The following is a 20904-nucleotide window of genomic DNA, read 5'->3' as shown; positions in this document are numbered from 1 at the left end:
AACGGCTTTACCGGCGGCCCTCCGGCCGCACCGCCGCCAGGTACGCGGTGAGCCGGTCGCGGTTGCGGGCCAGACAGTCGATTCGGGCCTGGATGCGGTCGATGTGGGCCTGCAGGAGTGCGGCGGTCTCCGGGGTCAGCCGGTCGGCGGGCAGCAGGATCTCGTCCGGTCCGGACAGGTAGGGCAGGATCGCCCGGATCATCTCCGTGGTCAGGCCCGAGTCGAGCAGGCCGCGGATCTGCTGGACGTCCTGGACCGTGGGCTCGCCGTAGTCCCGGTAGCCGTTCTCGGTGCGGCCGGGGCTGAGGAGGTCCTGCTCCTCGTAGTAACGCAGCAGCCTGGTGGGAACGCCGGTGCGGTGGGACAGTTCGCCGATCCTCATGCCCGCCTCCGGAGGTCGCCCTTGCCTTCACACTGATGTGAAGGTCCGACCATGGTCGCATGTCCACCGCATCCATGGCCAAGGGCACAGCCCTGCCCGCCGCGCTTCCGTGGCCGGGGCTGCTCGCCCTGTCCACGGCGGCCTTCACCGCCGTCATGACCGAACTCCTGCCCGCAGGGCTGCTGCCGAGGATGGCCCCGGCGCTGGGCGTCTCCGAGGCACGCGTCGGATATCTGGTCACCGGGTACGCCCTTGCCTCCTTCGGGGCCGCGATCCCGCTCACCGCACTGCTGCGGGCGCTGCCACGGCGGCCGGTGCTGATCGGCGCCCTGCTGGGGTTCGCCGCGAGCAATGCGGTGGTCGCGCTGTCGTCGTCGTACGCCCTCACCTTCACGGCACGGCTTGTCGCCGGGTGCATGGGCGGGCTGCTGTGGGCGATGCTCGTGGGGTACGCGGCGCGGATGGTGCCGGCCGAGCGGCGCGGCCGGGCGATCGCGATCGTGCTGGCCGGGATCACGCTCGCCCTGTCGCTGGGCGTGCCGGCCGGGACGGCGCTGGCCGGTGCGGTGGGCTGGCGGACGGCCTTCGGGGTGCTCGCGGTCGTCGCGGTGCTGCTCGTGGTCTGGGTGTGGTGGCGGGTGCCCGGGTTCGACGGCGAGGCGCCGCACGCGCGCGTGCCGCTCGCCCGGGTGGCCGTGCTGCCGGGCCTGCCGGCCGTCCTGTCCGTCACGCTGTTCCTGCTCCTCGGGCACCAGGTGATGTACACGTACGTCGCCCCGTTCGCCGCGCACGCCGGCTTCGGCCGTACGGACGTGGTGCTGCTGGTGTTCGGGACGGCCACGGTGGCCGGGATCTGGATCACCGGGGTCCTCGTGGACCGGCGTCTGCGGGCCACGCTGCTCGCCGCACTGGCGGTGTGCGCGGCCGTCATGCCCGCCCTGGGTCTCAACGCCCAGGCCCCCGCCGTGCTTCTCGGCTCGGTGGCCCTGTGGGGCGTGGCGTTCGGCGGTGCGCCCACGCTGATCCAGACCGCGCTGGTCGACGCCTCGGGCCCCGCTCACGCGGACGTCGCCACGTCCCTGCAGACCACGGTGTACAACGCGGGCATCGCCGCCGGTTCGCTGACGGGCGGCGTGACCCTGGAGAACCTGGGCCCGGGAGCACTGCCCTGGATCGCGCTCCCCCTGATCACGACCGCCCTCGTCACCGTGGCCCTCGCCCGTCGCCACGCCTTTCCGGCAGCACGGGGGCGCGCCTAGGCTGCGCTGCGAAGATCACATCGCGAGGAGGTCGAGCACCATGGTCGTGAAGGACGCCGAACTGCCGTATCTGCGCCGGTGCGTCGAGCTGGCCAGGGAGGCGTTGGAGGCCGGGGACGAGCCGTTCGGGTCGGTCCTGGTGGGCGGCGACGGGACGGTGCTCGGCGAGGACCACAACCGGGTGGCCTCCGGCGATCGCACCCGGCATCCCGAGTTCGAGCTGGCCCGCTGGTCCGCGGCCCGTCTGACTCCCGAGGAGCGGGCGGCCGCGACGGTGTACACGTCCGGCGAGCACTGCCCGATGTGCGCGGCCGCGCACGCCTGGGTGGGCCTCGGCCGGATCGTGTACGCCGCCTCGTCGCGGCAACTGTCCTCGTGGCTGGCCGAGTTGGGGGTTCCCGCGGCGCCGGTGCGGGCGCTGCCGGTGAACGAGGTCGCGCCGGACCTGGTGGTGGAAGGCCCGGTGCCCGAGCTGGCTCAGGAGGTGCGGGCCCTGCACCGGCGCTTTCACGGGCGGGGCGCCTGAGCATCCCGGGGCCGCTGTTCCCGAGATGCAGGTCCGGGCCGCGGTGCCTACCATCTATGGGGAACCAGACCAGGTGGACGGCCCGGTCTCCTCCAAGGGAGGAGGCGCTTGCCCTTGTTGTCGGCACATCGGCTGATGGCGGCCCACCTCGCACTGGTCGCCGTCGCCACGTCCCTCTACATGGCGTTGCCCGCCGCCCGTGCCCCCGTCTGGGCCGTCATCGGCCTCGCCGGCACGGCCGCCGTGATGGTCGGCAGCCATGTCAACCGACCCGCCCACCGCTGGCCCTGGTGGGTACTGGCCGCCGCCCTGCTCACCTTCATCGCGGGCGACACGTACTACAACATCGTGGAGCAGTACTTCCAGGCCTCCAACCCCTTCCCCTCCCCCTCGGACGCCGCGTACCTGACCACGTACCCGCTGTTCGCCATCGGGCTGTCCGGCCTGGTCCGCTACCGGTGGGCGGGCCACGACCTGCCGAGCCTGCTGGACGCGCTGATCATCACGGCAGGTCTGGCGCTGCCCGTGTGGGTGTATCTGGTGCAGCCGCTCACGCAGGTGGAGGGGCTGACCTGGGAGCAGCGGGCCATCAGCATCGCCTACCCGCTCGGCGACGTACTGGTCCTGGCCCTGCTGGTGCGGCTGCTGGCACCGAATCCGGTCGACGCGCCCAACCGGTCCGTGCAGTTCCTGGTCGTCGGCACGGTGACGCTGCTCGGCTTCGACATCGCGTACGGGATCCTGCAGCTCAACGACACCTGGCAGGCGGGCACGGGGCTGGATGTCGGATGGATCATCTTCTACACGGCCTGGGGCCAGGCCGCGCTGCATCCGGACATGGTGGAGCTGACCGCTGCCGCGCCCCGGCAGGGGTCGCTGCTGCCGCCGCCGCGCCGGCTGCTGATGCTGGCCGTGACGACGCTCATCGCGCCGGGGATCCTGCTGTACGAGGCGCTGACGCGCTCGGCGCACGACGCGGCCGCCATCGCCGCGTTCTCGGCCCTCCTGTTCCTGCTGGTGATCTGGCGGCTGGCAGGGATGGTGGTGGCCCACCGGAGGGCGGTGACACGGGAAACGGCGCTGCGCCAGGCGGCCGCCTCACTGGTCTCGGCCGTCCGGCCGCTGGAGGTCGCGCAGTCCTGCGAGGCCGCCGTCGACCGGCTGCTGGGCACCGAGGTCGGCCACCGGACCCTGCTGCTGCCCGCCGAGCGGGCGGCGGACCTGGCGCCGTACCACGCGCGGATCGCGCACGCCCGCGACCTCGGTCCCGGCAGCGTCGCCGAGCTGGACGGCGCGACGACCGTCCTGGTGTGCCTGATGACCCCGCCCGAGCGCCCGTACGGCGATGTTCCGGGCGTCCTCCTGGTCACCGGGCCGGCCGGACCGCTCACCGAGACACGGGGTTCCATGGAGATCCTGGCCTCGCACGCGGGGCTGGCAATGGAGCGCATCGCCCTGCGCCAGGAGATCAGCAGCCGGGAGAGCGAGGCGTACTTCCGCACCCTGGTGCGCAACACCTCGGACGTCATCCTCATCGTCGAGGACGACAACACCATCCGGTACGCCAGTCCCTCGGCGGCGACCGTCTTCGGTACCGCCGAGGTGGTCGGTGAGTCGCTGCCCGACCTGGTCGACCCCCGTGACCGGCAACGCGCCACGCGGGAACTGACGGCCGTGCGGGACAACGGCCCGCGGGCCACCCACGACCACTGGTGGGTGCGGCACCGCGCGGGCCGCGTCGAGGTGGAGGTGCGGTGCAGCGACTTCCGGGACGAGCGGACCGTGGCCGGACTGGTCGTCACCCTGCGCGACGTGACAGAGCAGCGCCGGCTGGCGCACGAGCTGACCCAGCGGGCCTTCCACGACTCGCTGACCGGCCTGCCCAACCGCACCCTGCTGCTGGAGCGGATCGAACGCGCCCTGCTGCGCGGCCACCGCGAGTCCTCCATGACCTGTCTGCTCTTCATCGACCTCGACGACTTCAAGCTGATCAACGACACCCTCGGGCACTCGGCCGGTGACCACCTCCTGATCGCCGTCGGCAACCGTCTCTCCAAGACCCTGCGGCGTACCGACACCGCGGCCCGGCTCGGCGGCGACGAGTTCGCCGTGCTGATGGAGGACGCCCGGGAACCGCTGGACGCGGAAATCCTGGCGGCCCAGGTGATCCAGACGCTGACCAGGCCGTTCGACCTCGCCGACGAGTCGGTGACCGTGTCCGCCAGCGTGGGCGTGGCCACCGCCCGCGACAGCACGGACGCACAGGAGCTGCTCGGTCACGCCGATCTCGCGCTGTACGCGGCGAAGTCGGCCGGCAAGCGTCAGTGGCGCCGCTTCCAGCCGCTGCTGCACACCCGCATGGTCGAGCGCCACGACCTGCAGAGCCGGCTCGCCGAGGCGGTCGCCGGCAAGGAGTTCGCCCTGCGCTACCAGCCGGTCGTGGACATCGGTGCGGGCGAGGTCGTCGGCTTCGAGGCGCTGGTCCGCTGGCCGCGAGCACCGCACCGGCCCGTCACACCGGAGCAGTTCATCACGCTGGCCGAGGAGACCGGGCACATCGCGCCGCTCGGGGCGTGGGTCCTGGAGAACGCGGTCAGTGACATCGTCGGCCTGCAGCGGCTGCCCGGCCCGGTCAGTCCGCCGTACGTCAGCGTGAACGTGTCCGCCCGCCAGTTCCGCGACGCCGGATTCCTGGAACAGGTCGACCAGGCGCTGCGCACGCCGGGCCTGGCACCCGGTTCGCTGCAGTTGGAGCTCACCGAGACGGTGCTGCTGCGCCGCGACACCCAGATCCAGTCGGTGCTGCGCTCGCTGAAGGAACTGGGCGTGCACATCGCGGTCGACGACTTCGGGACCGGGTTCTCCTCACTGCGCTATCTGCGGGACTTCCCCATCGACACGCTGAAGATCGACAAGACGTTCATCGACGACATCACACGCGACGCCCAGCAGGTCGCGCTGGTCGAGGGCATCGTGCGGATCGCCGACACCCTGGGCATGCAGGTGATCGCCGAGGGGATCGAGGACGCGGCGCAGCGCGATCTGCTGGCCGGCATGGGGTGCCGGTTCGGGCAGGGGTACCTGTTCGACAGGCCGATGACGCTGGAGCAGAGCGAGCGGGTCCTGCGGGAGCGCGTCGGGCGGTGCTACCCGCGCGCGAAAGGCCACCCGAAGTCGGCGCTCGTGCCGACGGCGCGGCCCTCGTCCCCGGAGCGCCGCGCGGCGCTCGGGGCGGACCTCGAACATCTGCGGCGGACCAGCCCGATGACCGACGCGGTGCTGGACGAGGTGCGCGGCCGGCGCATCCGCAGCCGCGGTCACTGGCTGATCGACTTCGCGTCCTGCAACTACCTCGGCTTCGACTGGGACCCGGACGTCATCGGGGCCGTGGACCCCGCACTGCGACGGTGGGGCACACACCCCAGCTGGTCACGGCTGCTGGGCAGCCCGCGCCTGTACCCGGAGATCGAGGCACGGCTCGCGGCACTGCTGGGCGCCCCGGACACGCTGCTGCTGCCCACCCTGACGCTGATCCACTCGTCGGTGATCCCCGTCCTGGCCGAGGGCGGCCATGTGTTCGTGGAGGCGACCGCGCATCGCACGGTGTACGACGGCTGTGTCGTGGCCCGCGGCCAGGGTGCCACCCTGCACCGCTTCCACGCCGAGCGCCCCGAAGAGCTGGAGTCCCTGCTGGCCTCGGTGCCCGCAGGTCTGCCGCGGCTGGTGTGTCTGGACGGGGTCAACAGCATGAGCGGCAACGTTCCCGACCTGCCCGCGCTGGCCTCGGTGTGCCGCGCGGGGGGCGCAACGCTCTACGTCGACGACGCGCACGGGTTCGGCGTGATCGGGGAACGCGGACCGCTGGAGCCCTGTCCGTACGGTTCGCGCGGCAACGGCGTGGTGCGGCACACCGGCGAGTCCTACGACGGGATCGTCCTGGTCTCCGGTTTCTCGAAGGCGTACTCGTCGCTGCTCGCCTTCCTGGCTCTGCCCACCGAGCTGAAGAACCGGCTGAAGACGGCCGCCGGACCCTACCTGTACTCGGGCCCCTCCCCCACGGCCTCCCTGGCCACGGCACTCGCCGGGCTCGACGTCAACGACCGGCGCGGGGACGTCCTGCGCGCCGACCTGTACCTCAGGACGGTCCGGGTGCTGGACCACCTCGACGGGCTGGATGTCGGCACGCTCAATACGGACCGGCTGCCGATCATCGAGATACCGCTGGCGAACGCGGACGATCTCGACGCGGTCGCCGCGTTCCTCTGGGAGGAGGGCATCTATGTGACGCTGGCCGCCTATCCGCTCGTGCCGCGCGACCGGGTCGGTTTCCGGGTCCAGATCACGGCTCTGAACTCGGACGCCGACATCGACCGGCTGAACGGCACCCTGACCCGGCTGTCCGCGCGTTTCCCGCTGAAGGCGAAGGGCTGAGCCCGCCATGGCGACCCACAACGACGACGTCGACTGGGACACCTGGCCGGTCGCCGACTACCTCGCGGAGAACTATCGCGACCTGCACCGGTCCGACGCCGCGGTCATCAGCCACCACTCGGCGTTCTACCGGCGGTTCGTGCCGGGTTCCGTCGGCCGCTCGGTGGAGTTCGGGGCCGGCCCCAACCTCTATCCCCTGATCCTCGCGGCCGCCGCGAGCCGCCGTATCGAGGCCGTCGAGGCGGGGGCGGGCAACATCGCCTACCTGGAGGACCAGATCCTCTGCGGCCCCGACGCCAGCTGGCAGCCGTTCCACGCGCTGTCCCGGCGCCTGAACCCCGACCTGCCGACCACGCTGGCCGGGGCACTGGCACACGTCAACGTCGTCCACGCCGACGTCAGGGAGCTGGAGCCCGCCGGATACGAGCTGGCGTCCATGCACTTCGTCGCCGAGGGCGCCACCGAGGACTACGCGGAATTCACCGACTTCTGCCGCGCCTTCGTCCGCTGCGTGGTCCCCGGCGGGTACCTGGTGGCCGCCTTCATGGAGAACATGCCCACCTACCGCATCGGGCCCGCGTCCCGTTGGCCGGGCTGCCCCGTGAACCCGGAGATCGTCACCAGGGTGTTCACCCCGATGACCCGCGACCTGTCCGTCACCCGGATCGACAGCGACCCGACGCTGCCGGAGTACGGGGACTCCGGGATGGTGCTGATGACCGCGGTGGCCCGTTAGCCGAGCTGGAGGACGCGGCCCCACCGGGCTCACCGAGGTCACGGAAGGCCCTGCCGGTCCCCCGCCCGGCAGGGCCCTTCTCCGCTGCGATGCGTGCGTGCGTGCCGTGCGGTCAGCGTGTCGCCCGTCGCCGGAAGCTCCGGTGGACGGCGACTCCGCCCAGGACCAGCGCGACGCTCGCCGCGGCGGCGGGCAGTGTCTGGTCGGCGCCCGTGTGGGCGAGGGAGGGCGGGGCCTGCCGTGGCGTGGCGCGCTGGGCGGTCACCGGCTGCGGATGCGCCTTGGCCGGAGCGGACGGCTTCGGCGCCGGCTTGGCGCAGTGGTGTGCGTGGCCGGAGACGTTCCCGGACTCGTTGCCGACAGCTGCGTTGCCGACGCCGACCACGTTCGCCGTGTTCCCGCTGACGTTCACCGGGACGTGCACCGGCAGCTGGACGGTGTTGCCCGAGACCACGCCCGGCGAATCCTTTCCGCTGCCGTGCGCCGCGCTGCCGCCTGAGGTGGCCTTGCCCGCTGCGTGCTTGCCGCTCGCGCTCCTGTTGACGCAGCTGTTGCCCACGGCGGGGTTGAGGAGCCCCACCACGTTCAGCGTGTTCCCGCACACGTTCACCGGGACGTGCACCGGCAGCTGGACGGTGTTGCCCGAGAGCACGCCGGGCGAATCAGCGGTGGCACCGCTCGCGGCGGAGCCCCCGTCGGCCGCGAAAGCGACGCTCACCGGACCCGCCAGAGCCATCGCGCCCGAAGCCGCGGCGACGGCGATCACACCATTTCGGGTAACCCTTCTCATAGGTTCCCTGCCTTCCAGACATGGTCGCGGGCACGTACCCGCGCCGGAGAAGCGGGCACTGGCCCGCACGGGTTAAAACGCGGGCGAACCATCCGGGTTATGGCTTATCGGTCTTTCACCCCATCGAGCGGCACGGTTATCGAACTAGCAGCAAAACTGCCGTATGCGCACGGAGGGTGCGCAGGGTAGGGCACTCCGTGAGGTCCCGCTGGCCCGGAGGCGGGCCCCGCAGCGCCCGCTTATCGTGATCGAGGCGCCGTTCTCCCGGTCCCCGGCGGGCGCCCCTGGAGGCATCGATGCTGGCCAAGTTGTCAACGCGGCCCGCTGTCCGACGCTGCGCCGTCAGCGCAGCCGTGGGTCTGGCCCTGGTGGCCGCGGGTCTGCCCGCCGCAGCCTCGGACGGCTCCGGCCCCGATCTGACACGGTTCTACCGGCAGAAGATCGTCTGGTCCGCGTGCCAGGGCGACGACATGCCCAAGGACCTTCAGTGCGGCAAGCTCACGGTCCCTCTCGACTACACCGAGCCGAAGGCCGGCACGCTCGACCTGGCGCTGGCCCGCTACCGGGCGACGGGCAAGAAGCGCGGCTCGGTGCTGCTGAACTTCGGCGGTCCAGGCGGCGCGGGTGTCCCTGAACTCGCCGCGGGCGGCGACGACTTCATGGGCCTGACGAACGGCTACGACGTGGTGACGTTCGACCCGCGCGGGGTCGGCAGGTCCTCGCCCGTCAGCTGCGGAGACGGCGCCGCCGAGGCCTCGGCGGCGACCGACGAGAGCGCGGCGGCCGACGATCCGCGGGCCATGCTCGACGCGTTGCGGACCGCGGCCGCCCAGTGCGCGAAGCACTCGGGTCCGGTACTCCCCCACATCGGCACGGTGAACTCCGCGCGCGACATGGACGTGATACGCGAGGCGCTGGGCGACAAGAAGCTCAACTACCTCGGTTTCTCCTACGGAACCCGGCTCGGCGCGGTCTACGCGGCCCAGTTCCCCAAGAAGGTCGGCCGGCTGGTGCTCGACGGGGTGGACACGCTGACCGAACCGATGTCCGAACAGGGAGTCGCGGGCGCCCAAGGGCAGCAGACGGCGCTGGAGGACTTCATCACGTGGTGCGCCAAGGACATCGCCTGCCCGTTCGGACAGGATCCGCGCGACGGCCGGGAGCAGGTCGTCCACCTCGTCGACTCCCTCGACGAGGACCCCGTACCGACGGACTTCGGCCAGGAGTTCTCCGGGCAGGACCTCGTGGGCGCCATCAGCCAGGCGCTCTACAGCAAGGAGCTGTGGCCGTCGCTGGAGCGGGCGCTCGGCCAGCTGGTCGAGGACGGTGACACACGCGGAGTGATGGGCTTCGCGACCGGCGGCGCCGTGTTCCCCGTACGCGGGCGCACCGGCGGCGGACTGGTCGACGCCAACGACGTCCCGCTCGACAACCTTCCGGCGGCGCTGATGGCGATCAACTGCGCGGACGACCCCGATCGCCCCGCCGCGGACAGGATCCTCAAGGACCTCGGCCGGCTGCGCGCCGAGTACGAGCAGGCGTCCCCCGTCTTCGGCCGCTACCGCCTCACCGAGCTGCTGATGTGCTACGGCCGCCCCAAGGGCACCGACTTCATCCGCAAGGACGTGCACGACGTCCACACGCCGAAGATGCTCCTCGTCGGCACCCGCGGCGACCCGGCGACGCCGTACCGCTGGACCGTGGAGACGGCGCAGCGGCTCGGCTCCTCGGCCGTGGTGCTCGACAACAAGGGCGAGGGACACACCGGTTACGCGTCGTCCAAGTGCGTACACCTGAAGGTCGACAGCTTCCTGCTGTACGGCAGCCTGCCGCCGACCGGCAGTTCGTGCGGGCCCGAGGAGGAGGACGACTGAGGCGTCTGCCTTGTCCCGTATGCCTGGCTCGACTGCCCCTAATGCCCGATCGGCGAAAGGGTCCTATGGTGCTTGTTATGGAGCACGACCTGAGTCCTTCAACCCTGTCCGAGCTCCGGCGCCCGCGCGCCTATCCGGCCGTGTCCGTGCTGACGCCGACACACCGCCGGGAGCCCGAAAACGCCCAGGATCCGGTCCGGCTGCGCAATGTGGTGGCCGAGGCCAAGAAACAGCTGGAGTCCGATCCCTCGGTCACCCGGGAACGGCGCCACGACGTGGTTCATCAGCTCGACCAGGCCCTCACGGAGGTGGATCTGGCGCATGCCGAGGACGGTCTGGTGATCTTCGCCGCTCCGGGTGAGCACCAGGTGTGGTCGCTCGCCCGTACCGTGCCGGAGCGCGTGGTGCTCTCCGACACCTTCCTGACCCGCAACCTCGTCTCCGCGCACGCCGCCGAGCGGCCGTTCTGGGTGCTGTCGGTCTCCTCCGACCAGGCGACCCTGTGGAGCGGCGGCACGGATCGCGTCATGGAGGACCGGGCCGGCGGGTTCCCCCTGACCCGGCGCCCCGAGAACTTCGACGCCGAGCGGCAGGAGCGGATCGGCGACTTCCCGAGCACCTACCGCGACGAGGGCACCCGGCACTTCCTGCGGGAGGCCGACGCCACGATGGGCATGGTCCTGCGCGAGCAGCCGCGGCCCCTCTACGTCACCGGTGAACAGGCGGCGCTGTCCGTGCTGGACGAGGTCGGCAGCGTCACCAAGGAGGCGCTGCACCTGCCCCACGGCGGTCTCGCGCACGGCACTCCCGACGCCGTGTGGCAGGCGGTACGGCCGATGGTCGCCGCCGAGGCCCGCAGAAGCAGCGACGCCGTGGCCCGGGAACTCGAGACGGCCCGTGGCCGCAAGGCGTTCGCGGCCGGTGTCGACGAGGTCTGGCAGAGCGCCCGCGAGGGCCGGGTACGGCTGCTGGCCGTCGAGGAGAACTACCGCATGACGGTGCGCGATGTCCTCGGCGACCACCTCGTCCCGGCGGCGAGCGGTGACCTCGACTCCCGCGAGGACATCGTGGACGAGATCGTCGAGCAGTGCCTGGAGACGGGCGCGGACGTCCGGTTCGTACCGGACGGCATGCTGGGGGACGCCCACGGGATCGCGGGGATACTGCGCTACTGAACCTCGCCCGGCACGAGTACCGCGCCGAGCGTCAGCCGCTGACGCTCGGCGCACCCGTCTCCAGATGCCCGGTGAACCGGCGCGACCAGGAAGCGTCGGAGTCGACGGTGAGCGTGAAGTCGTACCAGCCGTCCTGGTACGCCACCGCGTTGAAGGGGTCCTCCGCCGATCCCCCCGCGGCGACGGTGTACGTCCATGGGCCGTCGCCGCGGTAGTGGCCGGCGGTGATGGTGAACTGCACCGGTACGGAACCGGAGTTGACCATCCTGAAGTAGATCGCGAGCTTTCCCGTGCCCGCTTCGACGGCGTAACGGGTGCTCACCTCGGCCGACTTGCCGGCCTTCGTGGCGTCGCCCCGAAAGCGCCGCAGGAAGCGGTTGGGGCCGACCATGGTGAAGTCGTACCTGCCGTCGCCGTACCCGGCACCGACGTTGAAGGACTCGATGGCCGTGCCGCCCGGGTCGACCGTGTACTGCCACGGTGTGGTGTCCCGGTAGGCGCCCGGGTGGAGGGAGAAGTGCGCGGCACGCCGGGCGGCGCCGCCCTGGTTGGCCATGGTGAACCAGGCGAGGATCTTGCCGCCCGTCCCGAACTCCAGACGGTCCAGAAAGCCGTTCGGCTGGTACGGCAGCGCACGGGCGGGGCGGGTGCCGGGCTCCTGGGCGGGCAGAGCGTTGGTCGTGGGGACGGGGTTGGGCAGCGGCCGGCAGGTGTCGTAGCCGAGGACGCTCGTCGCGGGCAGCGGCGCCGTACCGTACACGGGGTGGGCGAAGTCGAAGGCGCCGGTCAGGTCACCGCTGACCTTGCGGCGCCAGGCGCTGATGTTGGGGCACGTCGCGGGCTTGCCCAGAGCCGCCGTCCAGGTCTCCAGAAAGCGCAGGACCGAGGTGTGGTCGAAGACCTCCGAGGAGACCCAACCGCCCCGCGTCCAGGGCGAGATGACGATCATCGGGACGCGGAATCCGAGGCCGTACGGCACCCCGTCGAGGAACTCCCCGGCGGTTCCCGCGGGCGGGACCGGGGGCGGGACGTGGTCGAAGCAGCCGTCGTTCTCGTCGTAGTTGAGGAACAGGACGGTGGAGTCGAAGACGTCGCTGTCGGCGGCGAGGGCCCGGTAGACGAGGTCGACGAAGTGGGCGCCGTCGCCGGGCGGAGCGAAGGGGTGCTCGGAGAAGGCCTGGTTGGCGACCACCCAGGAGACCTGCGGCAGGGTGCCCGCGAGGACGTCGGCCTTGATGGCGGCCGCGATGTCGTCGGGGGTCGAGCCCGTCACCCCGGGAACGGAGGCCATGCCGCGGTCGTGAAGGGGGGTGCCGGGCCGGGCGTTCGCGAAGTTCTTGAAGTAGGCGCAGCCGTTGTCGCCGTAGTTGTCCGCCGCGTTCTGGTAGACCTTCCAGCTCACTCCGGCGTTCTGCAGCGCCTCGGCGTAGTTCTGCCAGGTCAGGCCGGACTCGTCGCCGCCGTCGTGGCTTGAGGAGTCGACCTTGCCGCTCCACAGATAGGTGCGGTTGGGGCCGGTCGCGCTGAGCGCGGAGCAGAAGTAGGCGTCGCAGACGGTGTAGTTGTCGGCGAGTGCGTAGTGGAAGGGGATGTCGGAGCGGTCCAGGTAGCCGAGCGAGCGCACGTTGCCCACGCCGGACACCCAGTTGTCCAGGCGGCCCTTGTTCCAGGCGGAGTGCTGCGAGGACCAGGTGTGCGGCAGCTCGCCGTTGCACTGGGCGAGGGTCTCGCCGTCCCTGCCGCCCGCGTCAGGGGTGGCGCTGAGCTTCCACGGGTACTGGCGGCCCGAGCCGTTCGGCTGGTTGAAGACCGGGTGACCACCGGCGAGGGTGATGCCGCTGCGGTCGTCGAAGCCCCTGACGCCCTTCAGACGCCCGAAGTAGTGGTCGAAGCTGCGGTTCTCCTGCATGAGGATCACCACGTGCCTCACGTCCGAGATCGTGCCGGTCGCCGCACTCCGCACAGCGGCCTCCGTGCCCGTACCCACTCCTGGCGCCATACCCGCACCGACTCCCGTCGCCATTCCCGAACCGACGCCCGTCGCCATTCCCGAACCGACGCCCGTCGCCATACCCGCCGCGACGGTCGCCCCGAAACTCACGAAGCCCCTTCGGCTGATCGGTGTCATTCGCCCCGTCCTCGTCACCACCGGGGTGCCCGGGCGGCACACCGCGGCAAGGCTGCCCGGGGTGCTCGTCAGGGGCCGTACCTGTGCGGTGAGCCCGAGATGAACAGGAGTCGAAACCGTTCTCCACAGGGGCGGGGGTCGTCAGACGCTGCCGAACAGCGAGTTCAGGCCCTCGTCCACGGCCGCGCCGATGTCCTCCTGCCCGGCGGCGACCACGGCGTACGTGCGCAGCAGGAACCGGCGCAGGGCGTCGGTGTCGAACTGCAGCAGGGCCAGGCCGTAGGGCGAGTGGAACTCCACGACGGTACGGGCGCGGCCGCACGGCCAGATGTGCACGTCGCCCCCGCCGGCGGGGCCGCGCAGCCCCTCCTCCAGCAGGGAACGGCCGAAGGTCCAGGTGACCCCCGTGCCGTCGAGGGAGACCTCGGGCGGGAAGTCGAGGTAGACGGCCAGCGGATCCGTGGCGGCATAACGCAACGTGGCGGGAACGGGGAGCTCCTGCTCGTCGGCGGTGATCAGACGGCCGTGGGCGGGTTGTCGGAGGGTGATGTCCATGGTCGGTCTCCGCTGCGGTAGGAGGTCGGCCGGATTGACCGGTGTGCTTGTACGAGCACCCAAGTGCCGTTCGCATTACGTGGAAGCGCTTGCGGGTTTGTGTGACCTGCGTCACTTGGCAGCCAGAGCCTTTCCTGCCGCGCATGAGGCGAGGCGGGATCACTGAGACCCCATAGAACAAGCAGCCGTCGAACGTGCGCTTGAACGCCCACCGGGAGTCCTCACCGAGACATCAAATCGCGTACTCTGCCTACGACTTGGCCCGTCAGCGGCGTACGCCATCCGCACCGCACGGTCGCTCCGTGAAGACTGTGGCATATGCCAGAAGCACCACCGTATCGGGTGTTGCCGAATCCCTTACAGGGCGTCGCGGGCTGTGCCACAGTCGTAACGGTCCCCAAGCCGTCAGCCCCGGTCGTACCGTCCCGCATCGGAGTGCGTCATGTCGTCCCATCTCTCTGCGGATCACCCAGCCGCCCAGCCGCCAGGACGCGGCTCGGTCGACGCGTTGATATCGCAGACTCGCCGGCTCAAGGGCGAGGTGGACGCCGTACGGCGGGACGCGCACAGCGACGGTTCGGACCCCCAGGAGCGGTGGCAGCGCGCGCTGTGCGATCTGGCGCTGCACCAACTCACCGACCTCACCGCCCACTTGGGGCAGCTGCGGGACGGCCCGACCCCCGTGCCCCCGATCGCGGAGTCGGCACCTGTCCGTGCCGTGCCGCACGCTCCCCGGCGCGGCTCACTGCTCAGCCGGGTCGGCAGCGCCGAGTGGAACCTGCTGACGGACGAGGCGAGTTGGTCCGGCGAGCTCTACCAGATCCTGGGCCGCGACCCCGCCGCTCCCCCGCTCACCCTCGACGAACTGCCGTCCCTGGTACTGGACGAGGATCGCGCGAAGCTGACGGCGATGGTCACGGACTGCCTGGTCGACGCCAAGCCCATCGACGGTGAGTTCCGCGTCGTGCGCCCCGACGGCGAGGTGCGCGCGGTGCACATGATGGGCGAGCCCGTGCTCGACACCGACGGCAGCACCGCCTCGATGTGGGCCGTACTGCGTGACGTCAGTGAACTGCGCCGCAGCCAGAAGGTGGTGAGCGAGACCCGTGACTCGCTGCAGAGCCACCAGCACCGCGCGCAGACCGAGCACCGGCTCGCGGTCGAGCTGCAGGAGGCCGTGCTGCCGCCGTGGCGTGGCTCCCTGCGGCTCCCGCACCACGGCCCCGAGACACTGGATCTGGCGGCGCACTATCTGCCGTCGTCGACGAGCGCACTGATCGGCGGCGACTGGTACGACGCGCTGGAACTGCCCGACGGCCAGACGCTGCTCAGCGTCGGCGACCTCACCGGACACGGCGTCGCCGTCACCTCGGGCATGGCGACGCTGCTGGGCGCCGTACGCGGCATGGCGATGGCCGGCACCGAACCCGGCCAACTGATGTCCTGGCTCAACCAGTTACTCGACGCCACCGTGCAACCCGCCCTCGGCAGCGCCGTCTGCTGCCGCTACCGCCCCGCCACCCGCACACTGACGTGGGCACAAGCCGGACACCCCGCCCCGCTACTGTTCCGCAACGGGACGGGGCGCAGGCTGCACGCACCGGACGGCGTCCTGCTCGGCGCGACCTCGGGTGCCTCCTACGAGCAGGTCGAAGAGACCCTCGAGACAGGCGACCTGCTCCTGCTGCACACCGACGGGCTGGTGCCCGGGCGCAACGGCACGGAGAGTGCGAACCGGCTCCTCGACCTGGCCCCCCGCTTCGGCGAGGCACGGACCGCGCAGGACTGCGTGCGGATGGTCATGGAGGAGTTCGGCGAGGCCGATCGTCAGGACGACGCGTGCGTACTCCTCGCCAAGGTGATGTGAACCAGCGGTGATGTGAACCAGCGGTGAGATGAATCGGCGGCAGCTGCACGAACCCCCTACGCCCGTGCGCTGTTGCCGCTCTTCGCCGTCCTCGGCAACGACAGTTTGATCTCCTCCCGCAGCTCGTGGATCTTCGGGTAGCTGGAGTACTCGGCGGTGAGCCGGTACATCTGGCGCAGCCTGTCCCAGGTGCGGTGGGAGGAGTTGGTTCCCATCGACATCAGGGCCAGCCGTGCGTACCGGTCGGCCTGTTCGGGGTCGTCGGCGATGAAGCAGGCGGAGGCCATGGACAGGAAGTCGAAGATCTTCGACCGCTGCCGGCCGTCGACCCTGAGCGCCAGGGCCTTCTCCGCGTAGTGCTGGGCGTGCGCGGCCGCTCCGGGCTCGTGCTCGGCCAGTGTGCGGTAGGCCAGGGCCTGCATGCCGTACAGGTCCTCCTCCTTGAACATCTGCATCCAGCTCGGCGGCGGCACGTCGCCCTTGTCGGAGACGAAGAGGTCCTCCGCCCGGCCGAGAGTGCGGCGCATCGCCTGGCCCTTGCCCATGGAGGCCTGAGCCCAGGCCTCGATGGTGTAGAGCATCGCCCGGGTGCGCGGCAGCACCTCTTCGCCGGAACCGGACTGGGCGAGCTTCATCAGGTCGAGTGCGTCGTCGGGCCGGCCGAGGTGCACCATCTGGCGAGCCGCTCGGGAGAGCGCCTCCCCGGCGCGGGGCCGGTCACCGCCCTCACGGGCCGCGTGGGCGGCGATGACGAAGTACTTCTGAGCCGTGGGCTCCAGGCCGACGTCGTGCGACATCCAGCCCGCGAGGACGGCGAGGTTGGCGGCGACGCCCCACAGGCGGCGCTGGAGATGGTCGGGGTGGCGGTAGGCGAGCATGCCGCCCACCTCGTTGAGCTGGCCCACGACTGCCTTGCGCTGCAGCCCGCCGCCGCGGGCGGCGTCCCAGGCCCGGAACACCTCGACCGAGCGCTCCAGCTCCTCGATCTCCTGCGACCCGATGGGGGCTGCCTCGTAGCGGTCGAACCCAGCGGGGTCGGCATGCAGGGGATTGTCGTAGTCGGGGGCGTCGGCGGAGAGAGTCGGATCTGTGTGCAGCCAGTCGTACATGGCGCTGCTGAGTGCGGATCCTGCGGTGAGCGCGACACCCGCACCCACCACACCGCGTCGGTTGAGCATGAGGTCCATTCCCGTGAATTCGGTGAGGACCGCCGCAGTCCGCTCGGGCGCCCACGGCACACCGTCGGGATGTTCCACGCTCCCGGCGTCCTGCCGTTTCCCCACACGCCCGTGCCGGACCAGACCGAGGTCCTCGATGGTCACGACACGGCCGAGACGCTCGGTGAACAGCGCCGCCAGCACCCTCGGCACCGGATCGCGCGGGATCTCTCCCGTGTCGATCCAACGCCGCACCCGGGAGGTGTCGGTCGACAGCTGGGGGTGGCCCATGGCCGCCGCCTGCCGGTTGACCAGCCTCGCGAGTTCGCCCTTGGACCAGCCGGCCAGGCCGAACAGGTCCGCCAGGCGGGTGTTGGGTTGTCCGCTCACGTCAAGCCCCCAGGTTCTCGGCTGAGTTGACAGTAGCCCGGTGCAAGTTGCCGGGCGACTATTCGCCAGGGTTCGCCAGGGTGCGCCAGATGGTGTGCCACTGGGCATCGGGTGTCAGGTAGGAAAGCGCCACCCCGACCCGGTTGCCGAGGGACATTCCCCAGGGTGCACCTGAGGTTCCGGGCCGGGCAGCGCATTGACGTCGCAGGCACACGAAGGGATCTGTTTCGCCCATGTACACAGCATCGTCCTCCGTGTCCGCCCCGCCCCGGCCGCTGCAGCCTCGCCCGGCGGGCAGCGGTCCCTATCTCGACCCCGCGCCCCGTCCGGCGGCTCCCGCGCTCGGCGCGGGCAGGGCCCGGCGGCTGCCGGGGCTCGGCACCCAACCGCTCAGCGGGAGACTCGACTTGTCCGGCCCCCAGGGCGCCCAGTTGCGTACGGCGATCGCGTCGGTGCACCGGATCTGCCCGGAGTTCGCTCCGGTGCAGGTGCTGCGCCGCAGCGGACGATCCGTGCTCCTGGTCGGTACGACCGGACGCAGCACGGCCGTCGCCAAGTGCTTACTGGACCACTCCCCCGCGTGGGCCGAGCGGATCCGCCACGAAATAGCGGCGTACCGCTCGTTCGTCCGGCACCGCCCGCCCGTGCGGGTGCCCCGGCTGATCGCGGCGGACCCGGACAACTGCACTCTGGTCATCGAGCGGATGCCAGGAAGGGTGGCTGCCCTGCAGCGGCACCCGGCCGAGGCCCCACCGCGCGCGGACGTCAGGGCGGCGCTCGGCGCCATCTGCCGGCTGAACGCGTGGCGGCCCCCGGCCGGCACCTTCGACGCCCCGCTCGACTACGCGGCACGTATTTCCCGCTACCACGAGCTAGGCCTGCTCACCGACCGCGACATGGGCGACCTGCAGAAGCTGCTGCACGGCATCGCGCACGCCTCGGGCCGGCACGGCATGGGCCAGTTCTGCCACGGCGACGCCCTGCTCTCGAACATCCTGCTCTCACCGGCCGGTCCAGTGCTGGTGGACTGGGAGCACGCGGGCTGGTATCTGCCGGGGTACGACCTGGCGACGCTGTGGTCGGTCCTCGGGGACGCTCCGGTGGCGCGCCGTCAGATCAGCCAGATCGCGCAGTCGGCGGGCCCCGCCTCTCGGGACGCGTTCCTGGTGAACCTGATGCTCGTACTGACCCGTGAGATCCGTACCTACGAAACGGCCGTGCAGCGTTCGATGCACGACTCGACCCCGGCGGCACCGGGAGCGGCCCACCCGGGTGCTGCGCCGTCCGGCGAGGAACAGCGGCTGCTGCTGAGGCGGCTGCACGACGACTGCCAGCTGGCCCGACGGGCCGTGCGCGCGGCGGTCGGCACTCGCTGAGGGGACGAAGGTCCGCGGTGCGCCCTGGACAGCGGCGCTCCGCGGACCTTCGTATGTCCGGGTCCGCGCGGCCCGCCCGGAAAATACCTTCGCGGCGGGCCATTGGTGTACGCCACTGACGCCCCGCAGGCCCGCAGGGCGCCGCCACGAAACTCCTCCATCCTCGTGTTGACATGGGAAATCCCCCGCCTCTGGGCATGATTGACGGATCGTCGGCCAGCCGGTAACACAGACCCACCGCTCGGCCCTGCACGCCCCGCCACGCTCGTACGTCCCAGGAGGCTGCATTGCGAGGATCCGTCACCGACCCCACGTCCGCTCCCGGCCACAGACGCGCCCGCAGGGCCGCCGGCGCCCTTGCCGCGGCGGCGCTGATGCTGCCGCTGCTGGGCGCGGCGCCGTCCGACGCCCAGTCCTCCGCGGACGGGCTCCAAGGGGCGTTCGCCTCGGCCTCCGCCAAGTACCACGTACCGCAGAGCGTGCTGCTGGGCGTCTCCTATCTGCAATCCCGCTGGGACACGCACAAGGGCGCGCCGAGCGTGAGCGGCGGGTACGGCCCGATGCACCTCACCGACGCCCGCACCGCGCTCGCCACCGCCTCGCACCACAGCGAGGGCAGGGAGGATGCCCGCGGCGACAGCGCCCGCGCCGCCCTGCACCCGGAAACAAGGGTGCCGGAGAACTCCGAACTCCCCGCCCGGCTCAGGACCTTGCCGAAGGCGGCCGGACTGACCGGGCTGAGCGCCGGGCGGCTGCGTACGGACCCTGCCGCCAACGTGGCGGGCGGTGCCGCCCTGCTGGCCGCCGCACAGAAGGATCTGGGCGAGCCGCTCAGTGCCGATCCGGCGGACTGGTACGGCGCGGTGGCGCGTTTCTCGGGCGCGGACGACACCGCGACGGCGGCCGCGTACGCCAACGACGTGTACGACGTGATCCGCACCGGCGAGGAGCGCACCACGGACAGTGGGCAGCAGGTCGCCCTGGCGGCCCGGCCGAACCTCGCCCCCGACACGGCGCAGATCGGCAGGACCGGCCTGCGCACGGTCTCGGACGAGGGCACCGAGTGCCCGAGGTCCGTGTCCTGCGAGTGGATCCCGGCCCCGTACGAGGAGTTCGGCGACAACGACTACGGCAACCACGACCTGGGCGACCGCCCGGCATCGCAGAGCATCAGGTACATCGTCATCCATGACACGGAGGGTTCCTGGGACGGCGTGCTGAAGCTGGTACAGGACCCCACCTATGTGTCGTGGAACTACACGCTGCGCTCCACGGACGGGTTCATCGCCCAGCATGTGAAGACCAAGGACGTGGCCTGGCACGCGGGCAACTGGTACATCAACGCCAAGTCGATCGGCCTGGAACACGAGGGCTTCCTCGCCGCGCCCGACGCCTGGTACACGGAGGCCATGTACCGCTCGTCGGCGCGGCTGGTCAGGTACCTGGCCGCGAAGTACCGCATCCCGCTGGACCGACAGCACATCCTCGGCCACGAGAACGTGCCGGGTCCGACCACGTCGACCATTCCCGGAATGCACACCGACCCCGGCCCGTACTGGGACTGGCGGCACTACTTCGCACTGCTGGGCCGGCCCTTCGAGCGCACCGCGGGCAAGGCCGGCGGACTGGTGACGATCCTCCCGGGCTACTCGGCCAACCAGCCCGTGTACACCGGCTGCGTCACCAAGGACCAGCCCTGCGCGGCGCACGGCTCCAGCGAGGTGCGGCTGTACTCCGACCACGACGAGAACTCCGCGCTGATCAAGGACGTCGGTCTGCATGGAAACGCCGCCTCGACGATCGACGTCAACGATGTCGGCTCGCGGGTGTCCACCGGCCAGCAGTACGCGGTCGCGGGCCACTACCGGGACTGGACGGCGATCTGGTACCTCGGCCAGAAGGCGTGGTTCAGGAACACGAGGAAGAACCCGGCCGCGGTGAACGCGTCCGGGTTCGTGGTCACTCCCAAGCCGGGCCTGGGCAGCGTCCCCGTGTACGGGCGCGCCTACCCCGAGGCCTCGGCCTACCCGGCGGGAGTGCCCGCGCAGGCGGTGTCCCCGCTGTCGTACTCCCTGCCCGCGGGGCAGCGGTACGTGGTCGGTGACAGGGTGCCCGGCGAGTACTACTACGCGGTCACCTTCGCCACCGACTCGCACCGGGTGGTAGTCGGTAAGGACCTGTACTACGAGATCCAGTTCGGACACCGGGTGGCGTTCGTACGGGCGGCCGACGTGGCGGTGGCGCCGTCCCGCCCGTAG

15 protein-coding genes are annotated in these 20904 nt (G+C 71.1%); 10 read left to right on the top strand and 5 right to left on the bottom strand.

Features of this window, described 5'->3' with window-relative positions; translation table 11 throughout:
* Positions 1–7 precede the first annotated feature (7 nt).
* Positions 8–382: a MerR family transcriptional regulator gene (locus OG870_RS44700; protein ID WP_266531417.1), complete on the bottom strand. Its 375-nt coding sequence runs from the start codon at positions 380–382 to the stop codon at positions 8–10.
* A gap of 119 nt (positions 383–501) precedes the next feature.
* Here OG870_RS44700 and OG870_RS44695 point away from each other — a divergent pair, with 119 nt between their 5' ends.
* The 4 genes from OG870_RS44695 (at position 502) to OG870_RS44680 (ending at position 7334) form a co-directional block, all read left to right on the top strand.
* Positions 502–1641 carry an MFS transporter gene (locus OG870_RS44695; RefSeq protein WP_406350183.1) on the top strand — a complete coding sequence of 380 codons (1140 nt, stop codon included), beginning with the start codon at positions 502–504 and terminating at the stop codon, positions 1639–1641.
* A 40-nt stretch (positions 1642–1681) separates the two neighbouring features.
* Positions 1682–2167, top strand: a complete 486-nt coding sequence (locus OG870_RS44690) for a nucleoside deaminase (RefSeq protein ID WP_327692147.1) — start codon at positions 1682–1684, stop codon at positions 2165–2167.
* A gap of 135 nt (positions 2168–2302) precedes the next feature.
* Entirely contained in the window at positions 2303–6598 is a 4296-nt protein-coding gene (locus OG870_RS44685; protein WP_327692372.1) for an aminotransferase class I/II-fold pyridoxal phosphate-dependent enzyme, read from the top strand.
* 7 nt (positions 6599–6605) lie between these two features.
* Positions 6606–7334 (top strand): class I SAM-dependent methyltransferase, encoded by a 729-nt coding sequence (locus tag OG870_RS44680; RefSeq protein ID WP_266531425.1) that lies wholly within the window; start codon positions 6606–6608, stop codon positions 7332–7334.
* A 112-nt stretch (positions 7335–7446) separates the two neighbouring features.
* On the opposite strand, the gene OG870_RS44675 is transcribed toward OG870_RS44680, so the two are convergent.
* Positions 7447–8124: a chaplin gene (locus tag OG870_RS44675; protein ID WP_327692146.1), complete on the bottom strand. Its 678-nt coding sequence runs from the start codon at positions 8122–8124 to the stop codon at positions 7447–7449.
* 296 nt (positions 8125–8420) lie between these two features.
* On the opposite strand from OG870_RS44675, the gene OG870_RS44670 reads away from it, so the two are divergent.
* Both OG870_RS44670 and OG870_RS44665 read left to right on the top strand, forming a co-directional pair.
* The gene (locus OG870_RS44670) at positions 8421–9998 is read left to right on the top strand and encodes an alpha/beta hydrolase (protein ID WP_327692145.1); all 1578 of its coding nucleotides are present in this window, start codon (positions 8421–8423) and stop codon (positions 9996–9998) included.
* Between the two features lie 77 nt (positions 9999–10075).
* Positions 10076–11173, top strand: a complete 1098-nt coding sequence (locus tag OG870_RS44665) for a baeRF3 domain-containing protein (protein ID WP_266531429.1) — start codon at positions 10076–10078, stop codon at positions 11171–11173.
* Between the two features lie 31 nt (positions 11174–11204).
* Here OG870_RS44665 and OG870_RS44660 read toward each other — a convergent pair whose 3' ends face one another.
* On the bottom strand, positions 11205–13172 hold the full coding sequence (locus OG870_RS44660) for a phosphocholine-specific phospholipase C (RefSeq protein ID WP_327692371.1): 1968 nt from the start codon (positions 13170–13172) through the stop codon (positions 11205–11207).
* Here OG870_RS44660 and OG870_RS44655 point away from each other — a divergent pair.
* Entirely contained in the window at positions 13081–13404 is a 324-nt protein-coding gene (locus OG870_RS44655) for a hypothetical protein (protein ID WP_327692388.1), read from the top strand. The two genes, OG870_RS44660 and OG870_RS44655, sit on opposite strands and share 92 nt — an antisense overlap.
* A 38-nt stretch (positions 13405–13442) precedes the next feature.
* Here the strand turns inward: OG870_RS44655 and OG870_RS44650 are convergent, their stop codons facing one another.
* Positions 13443–13856, bottom strand: coding sequence for an SsgA family sporulation/cell division regulator (locus OG870_RS44650; RefSeq protein ID WP_266531431.1), 414 nt, complete (start codon positions 13854–13856; stop codon positions 13443–13445).
* Positions 13857–14298: 442 nt separating this feature from the next.
* Between OG870_RS44650 and OG870_RS44645 the strand changes: the two genes are divergently transcribed.
* Positions 14299–15723, top strand: a complete 1425-nt coding sequence (locus OG870_RS44645) for a PP2C family protein-serine/threonine phosphatase (protein WP_327692144.1) — start codon at positions 14299–14301, stop codon at positions 15721–15723.
* A 56-nt stretch (positions 15724–15779) separates the two neighbouring features.
* Here the strand turns inward: OG870_RS44645 and OG870_RS44640 are convergent, their stop codons facing one another.
* The gene (locus OG870_RS44640) at positions 15780–17270 is read right to left on the bottom strand and encodes a DNA-binding protein NsdB (RefSeq protein ID WP_266531433.1); all 1491 of its coding nucleotides are present in this window, start codon (positions 17268–17270) and stop codon (positions 15780–15782) included.
* 233 nt (positions 17271–17503) lie between these two features.
* Here OG870_RS44640 and OG870_RS44635 point away from each other — a divergent pair, with 233 nt between their 5' ends.
* Positions 17504–18646: an aminoglycoside phosphotransferase family protein gene (locus OG870_RS44635; protein ID WP_266531434.1), complete on the top strand. Its 1143-nt coding sequence runs from the start codon at positions 17504–17506 to the stop codon at positions 18644–18646.
* 287 nt (positions 18647–18933) lie between these two features.
* Positions 18934–20904, top strand: a complete 1971-nt coding sequence (locus OG870_RS44630; RefSeq protein ID WP_327692143.1) for an N-acetylmuramoyl-L-alanine amidase — start codon at positions 18934–18936, stop codon at positions 20902–20904.

Origin of the sequence: Streptomyces sp. NBC_00461 (assembly GCF_036013935.1) — a bacterium.
Classification (GTDB): Bacteria; Actinomycetota; Actinomycetes; order Streptomycetales; family Streptomycetaceae; genus Streptomyces.
The sequence above is the reverse complement of the archived record's forward strand: the minus strand, read 5'-3'. Positions and strand labels throughout refer to the sequence as shown.